Source organism: uncultured Campylobacter sp. (genome assembly GCF_937997595.1).
Taxonomy (GTDB): Bacteria; Campylobacterota; Campylobacteria; order Campylobacterales; family Campylobacteraceae; genus Campylobacter_B.
Window position 1 is genome coordinate 1 of the sequence record NZ_CALKTS010000308.1, and the last position, 14478, is coordinate 14478.

The 14478-nt window shown below is 49.8% G+C and carries 13 protein-coding genes and 1 pseudogene; 11 read left to right on the plus strand and 3 right to left on the minus strand.

The features are described from left to right. Positions 1–414: 414 nt before the first annotated feature. Both Q0614_RS10390 and Q0614_RS10395 read right to left on the minus strand, forming a co-directional pair. Positions 415–1485 carry a transglutaminase domain-containing protein gene (locus Q0614_RS10390; RefSeq protein WP_298788553.1) on the minus strand — a complete coding sequence of 357 codons (1071 nt, stop codon included), beginning with the start codon at positions 1483–1485 and terminating at the stop codon, positions 415–417. Positions 1486–1904: 419 nt separating this feature from the next. Next, positions 1905–2960: a transglutaminase-like domain-containing protein gene (locus Q0614_RS10395; RefSeq protein ID WP_298788555.1), complete on the minus strand. Its 1056-nt coding sequence runs from the start codon at positions 2958–2960 to the stop codon at positions 1905–1907. Between the two features lie 107 nt (positions 2961–3067). Between Q0614_RS10395 and cmoB the strand changes: the two genes are divergently transcribed. Then, complete coding sequence (gene cmoB / locus Q0614_RS10400) at positions 3068–3961, plus strand: tRNA 5-methoxyuridine(34)/uridine 5-oxyacetic acid(34) synthase CmoB (protein WP_298788557.1); 894 nt, start codon at positions 3068–3070, stop codon at positions 3959–3961. Positions 3962–4491: 530 nt separating this feature from the next. Here cmoB and Q0614_RS10405 read toward each other — a convergent pair. Next, positions 4492–5091 (minus strand): MBL fold metallo-hydrolase, encoded by a 600-nt coding sequence (locus tag Q0614_RS10405; protein ID WP_298788559.1) that lies wholly within the window; start codon positions 5089–5091, stop codon positions 4492–4494. Between the two features lie 95 nt (positions 5092–5186). Here Q0614_RS10405 and nadE point away from each other — a divergent pair, with 95 nt between their 5' ends. The 10 genes and pseudogenes from nadE to Q0614_RS10455 all read left to right on the plus strand — a co-directional run. Then, positions 5187–5990: an NAD(+) synthase gene (gene nadE, locus Q0614_RS10410; protein WP_298788561.1), complete on the plus strand. Its 804-nt coding sequence runs from the start codon at positions 5187–5189 to the stop codon at positions 5988–5990. A gap of 10 nt (positions 5991–6000) precedes the next feature. After that, positions 6001–7137: a DegT/DnrJ/EryC1/StrS aminotransferase family protein gene (locus tag Q0614_RS10415; RefSeq protein ID WP_298788563.1), complete on the plus strand. Its 1137-nt coding sequence runs from the start codon at positions 6001–6003 to the stop codon at positions 7135–7137. Continuing rightward, positions 7130–8230: a tetraacyldisaccharide 4'-kinase gene (locus Q0614_RS10420; protein ID WP_298788565.1), complete on the plus strand. Its 1101-nt coding sequence runs from the start codon at positions 7130–7132 to the stop codon at positions 8228–8230. Before Q0614_RS10415 ends, Q0614_RS10420 begins: the two co-directional genes overlap by 8 nt. 18 nt (positions 8231–8248) lie before the next feature. Next, the gene (gene argB / locus Q0614_RS10425) at positions 8249–9106 is read left to right on the plus strand and encodes an acetylglutamate kinase (RefSeq protein ID WP_297990348.1); all 858 of its coding nucleotides are present in this window, start codon (positions 8249–8251) and stop codon (positions 9104–9106) included. A 121-nt stretch (positions 9107–9227) separates the two neighbouring features. After that, complete coding sequence (gene thrC / locus Q0614_RS10430; RefSeq protein WP_298788566.1) at positions 9228–10781, plus strand: threonine synthase; 1554 nt, start codon at positions 9228–9230, stop codon at positions 10779–10781. Further along, positions 10778–11500, plus strand: coding sequence for a 3-deoxy-manno-octulosonate cytidylyltransferase (gene kdsB / locus Q0614_RS10435; protein ID WP_298788568.1), 723 nt, complete (start codon positions 10778–10780; stop codon positions 11498–11500). Before thrC ends, kdsB begins: the two co-directional genes overlap by 4 nt. After that, on the plus strand, positions 11490–11627 hold the full coding sequence (locus Q0614_RS10440) for a hypothetical protein (protein ID WP_298788570.1): 138 nt from the start codon (positions 11490–11492) through the stop codon (positions 11625–11627). The genes kdsB and Q0614_RS10440 overlap by 11 nt, the downstream gene beginning before the upstream one ends. Continuing rightward, complete coding sequence (gene ligA / locus Q0614_RS10445; RefSeq protein WP_298788572.1) at positions 11624–13630, plus strand: NAD-dependent DNA ligase LigA; 2007 nt, start codon at positions 11624–11626, stop codon at positions 13628–13630. Before Q0614_RS10440 ends, ligA begins: the two co-directional genes overlap by 4 nt. Next, on the plus strand, positions 13627–14199 hold the full coding sequence (locus Q0614_RS10450; RefSeq protein WP_298788574.1) for a hypothetical protein: 573 nt from the start codon (positions 13627–13629) through the stop codon (positions 14197–14199). The genes ligA and Q0614_RS10450 overlap by 4 nt, the downstream gene beginning before the upstream one ends. Next, positions 14196–14478, plus strand: a pseudogene (locus tag Q0614_RS10455) (hypothetical protein); the annotation flags it as partial. The gene Q0614_RS10450 and the pseudogene Q0614_RS10455, both read left to right, overlap by 4 nt.

Below are 14478 nucleotides of genomic sequence, written 5' to 3' on the forward strand. Positions count from 1 at the left end.
GTTTTCAAATTTTACCTTTTAATTATAATCTTGCCATAATCTTGTCGCACCCTCGTCGGCTTTAGGCGTGGAATTTTATCTGCAAATTTTACCGCTACCAAATTTCGCACAGAGTGGCAAAGAGGCGAAATTTTAAATTCTGCAAGCCGTAAATTTCAGAATTTTGCGCGCCAAAAAATTTCAAAATTTTATTCATCTTGGAATTTTAAAATTTCGCCGCTCACAAAATTCTAAAAAATTTTAAAATTCCACGCCAAATAAAGCGCGGAATTTTTTTCCAATGCAGACGCGGCAGCATGTAGATTAGGCGCGCTTTTACACATCCGCCCAAAGTCGTCTAGCGGGAAGCCTTTCTTGTATACCTACTCAAAAAGCTCAAGTAGTTCGACGTGCCGCATAGCAAAACGCGAACCGCTACAACTCTTTCGATCTGTAATCGTAGCTGAAATCTTTCGGCGAGTAGTAATTAAGCGTGTTGCCGTCCACTTCGCCGTAAGGATAGCCGAAATTATTGATCGGAAACTGCGCTGGGCGTGGGCTTAGCGTGAAGTCTCTGCCGTAGTTAAAGCCGATCCAGCACATCTCCCAGTTACCAAATAAATACTCGCGGATTTTAACGAGCTTGCCATCGTCATTGCTTAGCTTCTCGCCCAATCGCACCTTTGTAACGTCCGCAGGATCGACCGGAATCCAGCCGTGACCTTTTAGATAAAACTCCGCCCTGCAATGCTGCGCACCCGAGATATGGCTGACGCCGTCTTTAGGCGCGGCGCCCATTTGAGCGCTAAACCTCGACGCGCCGACGCGGATGCCAAACATCTCTCTTGCGGCTATGCCCTGTGCGCGGCAAAGTGCGACGAAAACACTATTTATGTCGGTGCATTTGCCGCTTAGCTTGCCGCTACTTAAAATTTGCTTCACGTCCCCTAAGCCGCAGCCTAGTACACTGTTATCGCGCTGCATAGTGTTCGCCACCCACGTATAAATCGCGCGCGCCTTTTCCAAATCGCCCTTTATGCCGCCTGCGATCTCGTCTGATTTTTGCTTAACGACGCCGTCGATTTGAATCTGCGCACTAGGCTCTAAAAACTTCGCTACCTCGGGGCTAAGCTTTTCGTTCGGATTAAATTTTACCTTGCTAAAGTCGGTATTTCGCTCAAAGGTCTCGACGCTAAATTTAATGTTTAGCGTGGGCTTTGCCACCCCGACGTAGCCGGCATAGAGCGTCGGAATTTCGCCATAGTCCACGGACGGATCGTTGAAATTGCCGTCAAATTTTATGTCGCTTACCTTTTGATACTCCGTGATAAGAGGAAGCGGTATCCAAAGCCGCGTCTGCTTACCCTTCTCCAAAATTTCGTGATTTAGCGATAGCCCGAAAGCTCTCTTTTTGCCAATGGCTTTTTCCCCGCCCAAAATGGTACTCGGAGTTGCCATAACGGCGCCTAAAATCGCAGTGTTTCTTAAAAAATCGCGTCTTTGCATGAAATGCCTTCAAAATAAAATGGCTAAGCCTTAGCCCTAACTTACGCGCGGATTTTAGCCTTTTGCGGCTTTGAAATCGCTAAATTTTAAAATTCCGCAAGCCGTAAATTTTAAAATTCTATCCATATTTAAAATTTCAAAATTCCGCTCGCTTTAAAATTTTAGAATTTTACTCGACGCGGAATTTTAAAATTTCAAAATTTCGCCCAAAGACATAGCGCGAAATTTCGCCCAAGCGGGCATGATAGCCCGCAAACTAGGCGCGCAGGCAGTATGTATCGGTGGCACAGGCAAAACCACGCAAAAGCGCCGCTGTCGCAAAAACCAAGCGTGCGCTTAGATTAAACGGTTGAGCCTCGACGAAGCGCGGCGGCTTAGCTTAAGCAAATCGCGGCGGTAAAATGCAAGCCGCCAGAGGATTAAATTTCGCGCGAAAAATACTCGTAGATAAAATTTTTAGGCGAGTACGGATCTTTCGGCGTACCGCCCACTTCGCAATACGGATGCGAAAAAATTTCAATCGGGACATGCGCCGGGCGCGGATTTAGCACGATTTCGCGAGCGTAGTTAAAGCCCAGCCAGCACGGCTCCCAGTTACCGAAAAGATATTCGCGCACCCGCGCGAGTTTGGAGTCATCCTCGCTTAAGCCTTCGCCTAGGCGCACCTTTGTAACGTCCGCGGGATCGACCGGGATCCAGCCATAGCCTTTTAGATAAAATTCCGCTCTGCAATGCTGTGCGCCCGAAATTTCAAGCGCACCGCCACTTAGGGCGCCCATGACGCCCATTTCAGGCGAAAATTTATACGCCGTGCCCGTGCGGATGCCGTAAATAGCGCGCGCAGGAATGCCAGCTGCCCTGCAGAGCGCGACGAACACGCTATTAATATCGGCGCATTTGCCGCTTAGCTTGCCGCTGCTTAAAATTGTCGCTGCGTCGCCGCCGCCGCATGCGATCACGCTATTATCGCGACTCATATTTTTTGCGACCCACTCGTAAATCGCGCGCGCCTTTTCCAGATCGCCTTTAAGCGAGCTAGTGATCTCGTCTGATTTTTGTTTCGCAGCGCCTTCTACCGGAATTAGCTTTGAAGGCTTTAAAAACTCCTCGATCTCTGGGCTCAAGCGCTCGTTTTCATTAAAGCTTACCTTGCTAAAATCGGTGTTTCGCTCCGAAATTTCAATATCGAAGCTAAGCTCAAAATAATCATCCTCTTCGCCTACGACACCTTGCTCGCCGTATTTACCGACGCCTGCTCTTGCCTCTTTATCGGGTGCGAAGCGCGCGTAGTACGTGCTTATATGATCTCCGCAGATAGCCGACTCTTGCGCATTTGAGCGGGCATGATATTCGCCAAGCAACCTCTGATAGGGCTCTTGCAGCACTAACGGCAGCCAAAGCCGCACCTCTGCGCCACTACTTGAAATTTCGTGATTAAATCTGAGACTAAATTTTCTCGTTTTTGCTTCTTGCATTTTTTGCTCCTTTGCTTGAATTGCAAGTCGATTTTATCTCTTTGCGCCTTAAAATGGATAAAATTTTATGTTAAAATGGCGCTAAATTTGAAATTTTAGGATTAAAAATGGATCTGCAAAAAATCAGAGACGAGAACTTTAAAAAGCTGCAAAGCGGGCAAAACCGCGAAATTTTAAGTGCGATCGAGGCGCTGCAAATAGGCGAGTGCGGCTGCGAGTGCGGCGACGTCGTGCGTGCAAGCTTTAGCGCTAGCGCGGAGCAAGAGAATGAGATTACACGTATCGCGCGAGCGATAAAGCCGTGGCGCAAGGGGCCTTTTGCGCTGAATGATCTTTTTATCGACGCTGAGTGGCGAAGCTTCGTGAAATTTAACCTGCTGCGGCCGTTTTTAAATCTGAGCGGCAAAACCGTCGCCGACGTGGGCTGCAACAACGGCTACTATATGTTTCGCGCAAGCGAACTAGCGCCTGCGCGGCTAGTGGGGTTTGATCCGAGCGCGCTATTTTATCTGCAGTTTCGCTTCATCGAGAAATTCCTCCGCAGCGGCGCGAAATTTGAGCTTTTGGGCGTGGAGCATCTGCCCTTTTACGAGCATAAATTCGACACGATCTTCTGCCTCGGCGTCATCTACCACCGCAGCGACCCCGTAAAGATGCTAAAAGATCTGCGCGCCTCGCTAAATGCGGGCGGCGAAGTGTTTTTAGACACGATGTATATCGAGGGAGCAGGCGATTTCGCGCTGTGTCCGAAAAACAGCTACTCAAAAATTTCAAATATCTACTTCGTCCCGACTGTCGGCGCGCTACAAAATTGGTGCGAGAGGGCGAAATTTAGAGATTTTGAAATTTTGGCTCAAAAGCCCACGGATGCTAGTGAGCAGCGCAAAACGGAGTGGATCGACGGGCAGAGCTTGGAGAATTTCCTAGACCCGTTCAACGACTCGCGCACGATCGAGGGCTACCCCGCCCCGAGGCGTATCTATGTGCGGCTTCGGGCGTGATGCGCGCCTTTAAAAACGCGTAAAATTTACTGAATTTATCGACTCGCGGGGGAAAATTTTACGTTCGGCAGAGCGTGAAATTTGACTAAATTTAGCGAGCTTGAATTGGATTGGATCGCATTGTGGCGGTTAGAATCGATACGACGGCGCAAATTTTAAATTTCGCCTCGTGCGCTACGTTTTGCTCGGCGCGGCGGCACGAATTTTAAATTTTGCTTTTGCATTACGCTTTGCGTCTTGCGCACACGGCGGCGCGAAATTTTACTAAATTTAATCAAGCGGCGGTAAATTTTAAAATTTTATCTACGCAGCGCACGCCAATGCGCGCATCGTGCGAACGTAGCGCAGAATTCAACGCTCGCAGCGGCAAATAAAGCTGTAAATTTTGGCGCCTGCAATGCGAGCAAAGTTGCATAAATTCGGCTACCTACAAACAAAGCGGCATAAATTCCGGCGCCGACCCGCTTTACACCGCTTTACACCGCTTTACACCGCTTTTTGCGCGACAAAGCGCAATTAAATTTAAACGATCAGCGCTTTAAAAGCTGCAAAAAATATTTTAAATTTTGCCTCTCAGCCGCTAGGCTAGTATTTGCTCCGTGCCCCGGATATAGCGTAAAATCGCCCTTTATCTGCAAAATTTTATGCAAAGACTCTCTCATCTGCTCGCCGCTTGAAAAAGGAAAATCCCACCTGCCGATAGAGCCTTTGAATATGACGTCGCCGCTAAAGACCACGCCGCCTGCTTCGATCATACAGCTGCCCGGCGTATGTCCGGCAAAAAGACTAAATTTAACGTTAAAGCCTGCTATTTCAAAGCTTTGCTCCTGCCCTTTTACGAGTACGTCCGCTTCTATGGGCTCGGGCATCGTCTCAAAGGGATCCGCCCGCAGCATAAAGGCGTCGCTTTCGTGGATATAAATTTTAGCGCCCGCCCTTTGCAGCTTCGCGTCATCATAAACATGATCGAAATGCCCATGCGTATTCAAAACCGCGGCGATCTTTCCCGTATTTTGCATCACCCAATCAAAGCTGCCCTGCCCCGGATCGATCACCAAATCGCCCTGCTCGCCCTTTAGAATGTAGCAATTCGTCACATATTCGCCGAAAGCTTTTTTTAAAATTTGCATTTAAATCCTCCTTTTAAGCTTAAATTAAAGCCGTAATTTAGCCAAAAATAGTTAAAATTCGCGCAATTTAACGTAAAATTTTAAGGCTAAATATTATGTTTTTGGACGATTTGCTGCCGCAACTGACCGATTTTTTATCGGAGAGACTCGATGAAACGGGCGCGGACGCCTTTGTAGTAGGCATCAGCGGTGGGCTTGACAGCGCCGTGGTTTCTGCGCTTTGTGCACTTACCGAGATCCCCACTTACGGGCTTATCCTACCTAGTGCGGGTTCAAATTTAGAAAATATGGCAGACGGCATCTTTCACTGCGAATCCTTTAATATCCCCTACGAAATCCAAGAGATCGCGCCATTTGTAGAAAATTTTACCGCTTTAAATCCCGGTGCAAACCCGCTTCGCATCGGAAATTTTGCCGCGCGAATACGCATGAGCTTGCTTTATGATTACAGCGCGCAAAAACGCGGCGTAGTCGTAGGCACGAGCAATCTTAGCGAGAGGATGCTAGGCTACGGCACGATTTACGGAGATTTAGCCTGCGCGTTTAATCCGATCGGAGAAATTTTAAAAACCGATCTATTTAAATTTGCAAAAATTTTATGCATAGACGATGCGATCATCAAAAAAGCCCCAAGCGCCGATCTATGGGAAAATCAAAGCGACGAACGTGAGCTTGGATACAGCTACGAGATTTTAGATAGCGTGCTAAGAGATATTTTTTCGCACGAAGCGTTGCGAACGAAATTTCGCTCAGGCGAGCGAATAACCGCAAACGATCTAAAATATCTGCAAGACTCGCGCCACAATCAAGAGCTGGTAAAATTTGTCGTCCGTAGAATTCTTAAAAATAATTTTAAGCTTCGCGCGCCCGCGGTCGCTCGCATAGAGCCCGCACACTAAGGAGAGATTTATGAAAGAGATACCGTTTTATAAGGCTCAAATCGATAAAAAAGAGGAAGACTTAATCAAAAGCGCCCTCTACAACAGCGATATAAGATATAGCGAAATTTTTGAAGAGGATATTTGTAAGTACTTCGGCGTAAAGCACGCCGTATCTACCACGAGCGGAACGACGGCGCTGCATCTGGCGCTTTGCGCGATGGATATTAAGCGCGGAGATAAAATTTTATGCTCCGTAAATTCCTTCCCCAACGTCGCCGAAGTGATCCGCCACTTCGACGCAGAGCCCGTTTTCGTAGATATCGATCCGATAAGCTTTAATATCACGAGCGAGAGCCTTGCTCGCACGATAGATCAGAACCGCCACAAGAAGCTAAAATGCGCTTTCATCTCGCACATCGCGGGGCTTGCTGCGGATATAGACGCCATCAGCGAGGTCGCCAAAAGCGAAAATATCATCCTCATCGACGATGCGTGCCGCGCTATGGGCGCTACCTATAAAGGCGCAAAAATCGGAGCGCTTAAAAGCTCGCTAATATCGTGCTTTCAGATCAATCCTCAAGCGCAAGACGCGATCTCTACGGCGGGCTTTTTCGTTACGAACGACGATGAGATCGCAAACGCCGCACAAATTTTAAGAAACGGCGGCATTGTGGGAGATGCCTTTTACAAAGACGGCAATATGTCCTTTACCTACGACATCGATCGCATCGGTCAAAAATACGATCTTAACGCTATAAATTCCGCCTACGCGATCGCCCAGTTTGAAAAAACCGACGCCTTTATAAAGCGCCGCAAGCAGATCGCCGCAGCGTATCGCGAGCAGCTCGCAAACTGCCCTCACGTGACGCTTCCAAGCGACAGCGAGGAGCATATCTATACTCAATTCATCGTAAAGATCGACAAAAACCGCGACGATTTCGCCAAGGCGCTGATCTCGCGCGGAGTGAGCGTTTCGCTGCACTATGTGCCGGTGCATCTGCTAAGCTACTACAAAAACAAATATAATTACAAGGTCAATGATTTCCCGAATGCGCTTAAAAACTATCAGCAAATTTTATCCCTGCCGATCTATACGGCGCTTAGCGACGACGATGTGAGCTACATCTGCGAGCAGATCAAAGAAATAGCGCAAAATCGTGTTTAAACTCCTAATCGAGCGAAACTTATACGACCCGAGCCCCGCGTGGCTTGCGCTAGGGGTGATTTTAGCGCCGTTATCGCTGCTTTATACGCTTATCGTCTGCCTAAAAAGGCTCTTTACTAAGTCACAAAAATTTAAAATTCCAATAATCAGCGTCGGAAATTTAACCCTTGGCGGTAGCGGTAAAACCCCGCTGGTGCGGGCGCTTTTTAAAGAATTTAACGGGGGGCTCAAAACCTGCATCATTCTTCGCGGATACGGGCGTAAAAGTAGAGGCTTGCTCGAAGTAGCGCTCGACGGGCGGATACTTTGCGACGTAGAGCAAAGCGGCGATGAGGCGATGGAGTACGCGCTGTTTTTGCGCGGCGCAAACGTGATCGTCAGCGAAGATCGCGCCGCAGGGATTTTGCGCGCGCAAACTCTCGGCTTTGAGCTCGTGATCTTGGACGACGGATTTTCTAAATTTAATATCTCTAAATTTGATATCTTGCTACGCCCGCAAAGCGCGCCAAAGCTGCCCTTTTGCCTGCCGTTCGCCGCGTATCGCTACCCGCCGTTTTTTTATAAATTTGCGGATTTCATACCCGCACCCAGCGATATTTCGCAGGAGTTTAAAATTGTTTCGGCGGCGGATCTGCAAAGTAAGCTAAACGGCACGAATGAAATTTCAAATCCTGAGGACGAAATTTCAAATTCCGCTGCGGATAAAATTTCGGATTTAAATTTAAAAACCGCCGCGGATGAAATTTCAAATTTAAACCTCGCCGAGGATAAAATTTTAAATTCCAAAGAGGCTGGTTTTGAAAAATCCCGCACGATCTTAATCAGCGCTATCGCCAAACCTTGGCGCTTGCAAGAGTTTTTGCCGCTCGCAAAAGCCCACGCCTTCTTTCCGGATCATTACGATTTCAAAAAAGAGCAGATTTTAGAGCTGTTAAGGCGCGAGGATGCGGAGCATATCCTTTGTACGGCGAAAGATTACGTGAAATTGAAGGATTTAAGCGCGGAAATTTCGGTGATTTTGCTAAATTTAAAGCTAAGCGAAAACTTTATCCGCGAAATTCAAAACTACATAAACCAAGCTATGATAAAATAAGGTTTTTAAAGGAATTTTATGATAAAAAAGAGCAAAACCGCCGAAGTCATCATCTCCGCGCTGCCCTATATCCGTAAATTTAGAGATAAAATTTTCGTCGTCAAATACGGCGGCGCGGCGCAAACCGACGATACGCTTAAGCTTGATTTTGCCCGCGATATCGTGCTTTTGCATATGGTCGGCATCAAGATCATCGTCGTGCACGGCGGCGGCAAAAAGATCAATCAGACCCTGGATAAGATCGGCGTGCGCAGCGAGTTTAAGGACGGGCTTCGCATAACGAATAAAGACGCGATCGAAATTACCGAGATGGTGCTAAGCGGCGCGGTGAATAAAGAGATTACGGCGCTTTTGAACCAAAACGGCGCGCCAGCGATCGGCATTAGCGGCAAGGACGGCGGGCTTTTGAGGGCAAAATTCCTTGATGAGAAGAAATACGGCTTCGTAGGCGAGATCACCGAGGTAAACACCAAGCTGATAAACGACCTGCTGCAAAAGGACTATCTGCCGGTGATCGCCCCGCTTGCGGGCGGCGAGACGGACGAAAACGTGAGCTTTAATATCAACGCCGATCTCTGCGCCAGCAGGATTGCAGCCGCGCTAAAAGCGAGCAAGGCGATATTTTTAAGCGACATTGACGGCGTGCTTGATAAAGAGGGAAATTTAATCAGCAAACTCGATGCCGCGCTCATTTCGAAGCTTAAAAAGGACGGCACGATCGCAGGCGGCATGATCCCAAAGGTCGATGCGTGCCTGCAGTGCGTGCGAAACGGCGCAAGTGCCGCGCATATCATCAACGGCAAAATTCCGCACTCGATCCTGCTTGAGCTTTTCACGGACGGCGGCATAGGAAGTTTGATAAAGGAAGAAATTTAAGCGCGAGCGCAGAGGCGGCAGGCTTAAAGCGGCAATGCCGCAAGTCCGTGCAAAAAGTCTAAACGATCAAATTTAAAGCGCCTAGGCAGGCGTAAATTTTAAAATTTTAAAAAGGAAAAAGATGAAACTGGTTTCAACGAGAGATTTTTCGCAAAAAGCGGATCTTAGCTACGCGCTGCTAAATCCGAGCGCGAGCGGCGGCGGGCTTTTCAGCCCCGAGCGGCTGCCGCTTTTAAGCGAGGATTTTTTAAAGCAGTGCGAGGATCTGAGCTACAAACAGATCGCGCTTAAAATCATCGAGAGCTTCGATTTTGACGTAAGCAGCGAAGTTTTTGAAAGCGCACTAAAGCGCTACGATAAATTCGAAAATCCCGCCTGCCCCGTCCAGATCAAAAAACTAAGCGAGAACGCCTATATTTTGGAGCTTTACCACGGCCCGACGCTTGCATTTAAGGATATGGCGCTACAGCCCTTCGGCGCGCTTTTAAAAAGCATCGCAAAATCCAGGAATGAAAAATTTTTAATAATGTGCGCCACGAGCGGCGACACGGGGCCTGCGATGCTGGAGGCTTTTGCGGACGACGAAAACATCAAAGCGGTCTGCCTCTACCCGCAGGGCGGCACGAGCGAGATACAGCGCCAGCAGATGGTCAAACAAAGCGCGGCAAATCTTAAAATTTTAGGCGTGCGCGGCAACTTCGACGATACGCAACGCGCGCTAAAATCGCTACTGGCTGACGAGGATTTCAGAAACGAGCTCGCGCGAGCGAATTTAAATCTAAGCGCCGCAAACTCCGTAAATTTCGGCAGGATTTTATTTCAGATCATCTACTACCTCTACGCTAGCATCTATTTCTCAAAGCACGGCGTATTGAGCCCAGATCAAAATTTAAAGCAAAGCGATCAGTGCGCGGCGTGCGGCAAAAATTTTGGCTCCGCAGCGAGCGCAAGCGGCGCGCAGAGCGTAAAACAGGGTTCTAAATTTAACACCTTCGACGTCATAGTGCCTAGCGGAAATTTCGGCAACGCGCTGGGAGCGTATTTCGCCAAAAAAATGGGCGCAAAGATCGGCAAAATCAAGATCGCTTCAAACGCGAACAATATCCTAACCGAGCTTTTTACGCGCGGCATCTACGATCTGCGCGGGCGCGAGCTCATCCGCACGATCAGCCCTGCGATGGATATTTTAGTTAGCTCCAACGTCGAGCGGCTGCTTAGCGATATGTTCGGCGATGCGCGCACGAGCGAGCTGATGCAGAGCCTGGCGCGAGATAAATTTTATAAGCTTAGCGCGAGCGAGCTTGCGAAGCTTCGGGAGATTTTTGAGGCGGATTTTTGCGACGATGCGCAGTGCGCTAAATTTATCAAGCAAGAGAGCAGCCGCGGCGTGCTGATCGACCCGCACACGGCGACCTGCTTTAAGCTGCTTGACGAAAGCCGCCTAAATCTCGTCATCTCGACCGCGAAGTGGATTAAATTTACGCCGTCGATGATCGGCGCGATCAAAGGCAGAGCTTGCGAGGACGAAAGGGCCGATATGATCGCGCTTTCGAAGGAATTTCACAGCGACATTCCGCCACAGATCTCGCGCCTTTTTAGCGCGCCGCAGGTGCACTCCAGCGTCGTGGAGCAAAGCGAGATCAAAAACGCCATAATGGAGTGGATCAAAAAATGATAGTAATCCCCGCGCGCCTTGCTTCGACGCGCTTTAAAAATAAAATTTTATGTGAGTTTGATGGCGTTCCGATGTTTATCAAAACGGCTCAAAATGCCGCCAAGGCAGACCGCGTGCTAATCGCCGTGGATGAGCCGCAAATTTTGAAGATTGCGCAAGATTACGGCTTTGACGCCGTTCTCACCGCGCGCGAACATCAAAGCGGTACCGATCGGATCGCTGAAGCGGTCGCAAACGCAGCACTTGCGGAGAACGAGATCATCATCAATATCCAAGCCGACGAGCCCTTTTTCGAGAGCGAAAATTTGATTAAATTTAAAGATTTCGCCAACGCCATGATCACGCAAAAGGGCGCATTTATGGCAAGCTGCTATAAATACATAAGCCAGCAGGCGGCCGAAGATCCAAATTTAGTCAAGCTCGTGCTCGACAACGCAGGCTTTGCGATCTATTTTTCGCGCTCGCTCATCCCCTATCCACGCGCGGCATGCGAGTGCTACCTCGGACACATCGGTATATACGCATACAGCGTGCGAAATTTAAAGCGGTTTTGCGCCCTGCCCGCCTCGGTGCTAGAAGATACCGAAAAACTCGAGCAGCTTCGCGCCATAAGCGCGGGCGAGAAGATCGCGATGCTAGGTATCGAAACTGCGAGCATCGGCATCGACACGCCGGCTGATTACGAGCGCGCGCTAAAGGAGTTCGGCAATGGAATTTAAAATTTACTCGTTATGCGGCGCAGCGTTTGGAGCGCGGGGGGCCGCCGCGGAGCGTAAAATTCTAGCGGAATGCGAAATTTTAGCATCGCGCGAAATTTTAAAATTTAAAGATGCGAGCGCAAGATGAATTACGATGAATACAGATCCGCAGTAGATACGCTAAATGCATGGGCGCGGGCATATTACACCGACGATCGGCCGATCGCAAGCGACGAGGAGTACGACGAGCTTTATTCGCAAGCGGAGAAATTTGAGGAGCAAAACCCCGAGCTCGCGCTGCCGTACTCGCCTACGCGGCGCATCGGAGGCGCGATCAGCGAGGGCTTTTCCAAGCTCGCTCACGGCGCGCAGATGTGGTCGATGGAGGATATTTTCGACGACGCGGACCTTTTGGCGTGGCTAGCTCGCGGCGAGAAGAGCGGCGCGCAGTTTTACGTCGAGCCAAAATTTGACGGCGCGAGCTTAAATTTGACCTACGAAGGCGGCGTGCTGATAAGCGCGGCGACGCGCGGCGACGGGCTTATAGGCGAGGACGTGACGCAAAACGCAAGAGCGATCAAATCGGTGCCGCTTCAGATCCCCTACGCGCAAAGGATCGAGATCCGCGGCGAGACGCTGATCGCAAAGAGCGATTTTGACGCGCTAAACGACGAGCGCGCCGCAAACGGCGAGAGCCTGTTTTCAAACCCGCGCAACGCCGCCGCAGGAAGCCTACGCCAGCTAGATAGCGCGATCGTAGCGAAGCGGAAGCTAAAATTTATCCCGTGGGGAGTGGGCGAGCATTCGTTAAACTTTGCGCTGCACTCGCAGATAATGGAGTTTGTGCGTAGCCTAGGTTTTTTGCGCGACGAGTTTTGCCGCATCTGCAAGAGCGCGAGCGAGATCAGGAGTGCGTACGAGGCGCTACATAGCATGCGTGCAAGCAAAGATCTAATGCTAGACGGCATGGTAATCCGCGTAAACGAGCTTTCAAAGTGTGCGCAGATGGGCTATACGGTAAAATTCCCGCGCTTTATGGTCGCGTATAAATTCCCCGCGATCGAAAAGGTAACGCGGCTGCGCGAGATCAATCTGCAGGTCGGCCGCACCGGCGCGGTCACTCCCGTAGCCGTCGTAGATAGCGTAAATATCGACGGCGCGAACGTTTCAAGCGCGACGCTTCATAATTTCGACGAGATCGCGCGGCTTGGGCTGATGAAAAACGATTTCGTAGGCATCATCCGCAGCGGCGACGTGATCCCGAAGATCACGAGCGTTTACAAACAGCGCAGAGACGGCACGCAGAGCGAAATTTCGCGCCCGGATCACTGCCCGGTTTGCGGCGAGAGGCTGCTTGACGAAGGCGCGCTCATAAAGTGTCAAAATCTCGATTGCAAGGCGCGTGTGATAGGCTCGCTGATCTATTTCTGCTCCAAAAAATGCATGAATATCGAAGGGCTAAGCGATGCAACGATCACGCAACTTTTTGAAAGCGGTAAAATTTCAAAGATCGGCGACATTTACGCCCTCGGCGCGCAGGATTTGGCGGATCTTGAGGGCTTTGCGGATAAAAAAATTTCAAACCTTTTGGGCGCGATAAACGCGAGCAAAAACGCGCCGCTTGAGCGCTTCATCGCTTCTTTGGGGATCGAACACATCGGCGAGGTGGCCGCGCGCAAGATCGCCGCAGCATTCGGGCAGGATTGGCTGGATGCGAGCGAGGATGAAATTTTGCGCCTGGAGGGCTTTGGAGAGGCGATGGTAAGGAGTCTAGCGGAGTTTTGCAAGATAAATCGCGAAAAAATTCTAAATCTAAGCGAAATCATCAACCCGCGTGAGCCCGAGATACAGACTACCAAAAGCGCCTTCACGGGCCGCAGCGTCGTCATCACCGGCACGCTCAGCCGTCCGCGCGACGAGTTTAAGGCCAGGCTTTTGGCGATGGGCGCGAAGGTGCAGGGCTCGGTATCTGCCAAGACCGACTTCGTGCTTGCGGGCGCAGAAGCGGGCTCCAAGCTACAAAAAGCTCACTCGCTTGGCGTGCGGGTGATCGACGAGAGCGAGTTTGAAGCGCTAGCGAGCCTGGCGACGCTCGGCGCAAATCTGCCTGATAAGAGCGAGCCTGAAGCGCTTGCAGGGAGCGGCGAGTGAAGGTTATTTGCTTGGCGCCAAACCCGCACGTAAACGGCGCGGGGTTAAATTTTAAAAGCAAGCTCCATCCTGCAGCGCTTGCGTATTTTACAAAGCGCGAGAATTTTAAAAATTTTGTAGCGCATGAGCAAGCGGTAAGAGCAAAAGCGACAAATCGAGCGGCCGCTGTAAGATCGCTGGGCTTTAAGGCGCGTGCAAAAGCGGCAAACCGAGAGGCGATTTCTGCTAGGCGTGTGGGCTCCGCCTGCAGCGGCGCTAAAACGGCGCGCACGATGCCGATAGATACGGCTGCAAGCAAGAATATCTCAAATTTTGCGGCGCTAAAACACTGCGCCGATAGGAAAAATTTTAAAATTTTCGCTAGCGATAAGATAAAATTTGCAACGCACGGCGAGCCAAAATTTACAATGCACAGTATAGTTAAATTCGTGGCATGCAGCTTAAAATTTGAGCCTTGCGGCACTGCTACGCGCGACTTTGCTTTGTGCGATAAAATTTTAAGCTCAAGGCCGCTCAAAAGCTGCACAAGCTTTAAAATTTCATTGCAGCGCGGAGAAAAAGCAAAATGAGATTTGATCTGCTCGTCGCAAACACGCTTAAAATCAGCAGAAATCAGGCTACCGCACTGATAAAACAGGATAAAATTTTGCTGCGAGGCGCCGTGCAAAATAGACCCTCTGCGCAGATCGCGCCCGAGCAGAGCGGCGAAATCAGCGCGACCGATCAAATTTACGTAAGCAGGGGCGCGCTCAAGCTTGCGGGCTTTTTGGATGAGCTAGCCGAAAACGGGCTTTTGGCGAGCTGCGCCGCAAATTCGCCTAACTCGGCGGCAGAAATTTCAAAGCCGT

Bases quoted from the DNA above. Each gene is read 5' to 3' on its own strand.
- Q0614_RS10390 (WP_298788553.1), bottom strand. From the start codon at position 1,485: ATGCAAAGACGCGATTTTTTAAGAAACACTGCGATTTTAGGCGCCGTT.
- Q0614_RS10395 (WP_298788555.1), bottom strand. From the start codon at position 2,960: ATGCAAGAAGCAAAAACGAGAAAATTTAGTCTCAGATTTAATCACGAA.
- cmoB (WP_298788557.1), top strand. From the start codon at position 3,068: ATGGATCTGCAAAAAATCAGAGACGAGAACTTTAAAAAGCTGCAAAGC.
- Q0614_RS10405 (WP_298788559.1), bottom strand. From the start codon at position 5,091: ATGCAAATTTTAAAAAAAGCTTTCGGCGAATATGTGACGAATTGCTAC.
- nadE (WP_298788561.1), top strand. From the start codon at position 5,187: ATGTTTTTGGACGATTTGCTGCCGCAACTGACCGATTTTTTATCGGAG.
- Q0614_RS10415 (WP_298788563.1), top strand. From the start codon at position 6,001: ATGAAAGAGATACCGTTTTATAAGGCTCAAATCGATAAAAAAGAGGAA.
- argB (WP_297990348.1), top strand. From the start codon at position 8,249: ATGATAAAAAAGAGCAAAACCGCCGAAGTCATCATCTCCGCGCTGCCC.
- thrC (WP_298788566.1), top strand. From the start codon at position 9,228: ATGAAACTGGTTTCAACGAGAGATTTTTCGCAAAAAGCGGATCTTAGC.
- kdsB (WP_298788568.1), top strand. From the start codon at position 10,778: ATGATAGTAATCCCCGCGCGCCTTGCTTCGACGCGCTTTAAAAATAAA.
- Q0614_RS10440 (WP_298788570.1), top strand. From the start codon at position 11,490: ATGGAATTTAAAATTTACTCGTTATGCGGCGCAGCGTTTGGAGCGCGG.
- ligA (WP_298788572.1), top strand. From the start codon at position 11,624: ATGAATTACGATGAATACAGATCCGCAGTAGATACGCTAAATGCATGG.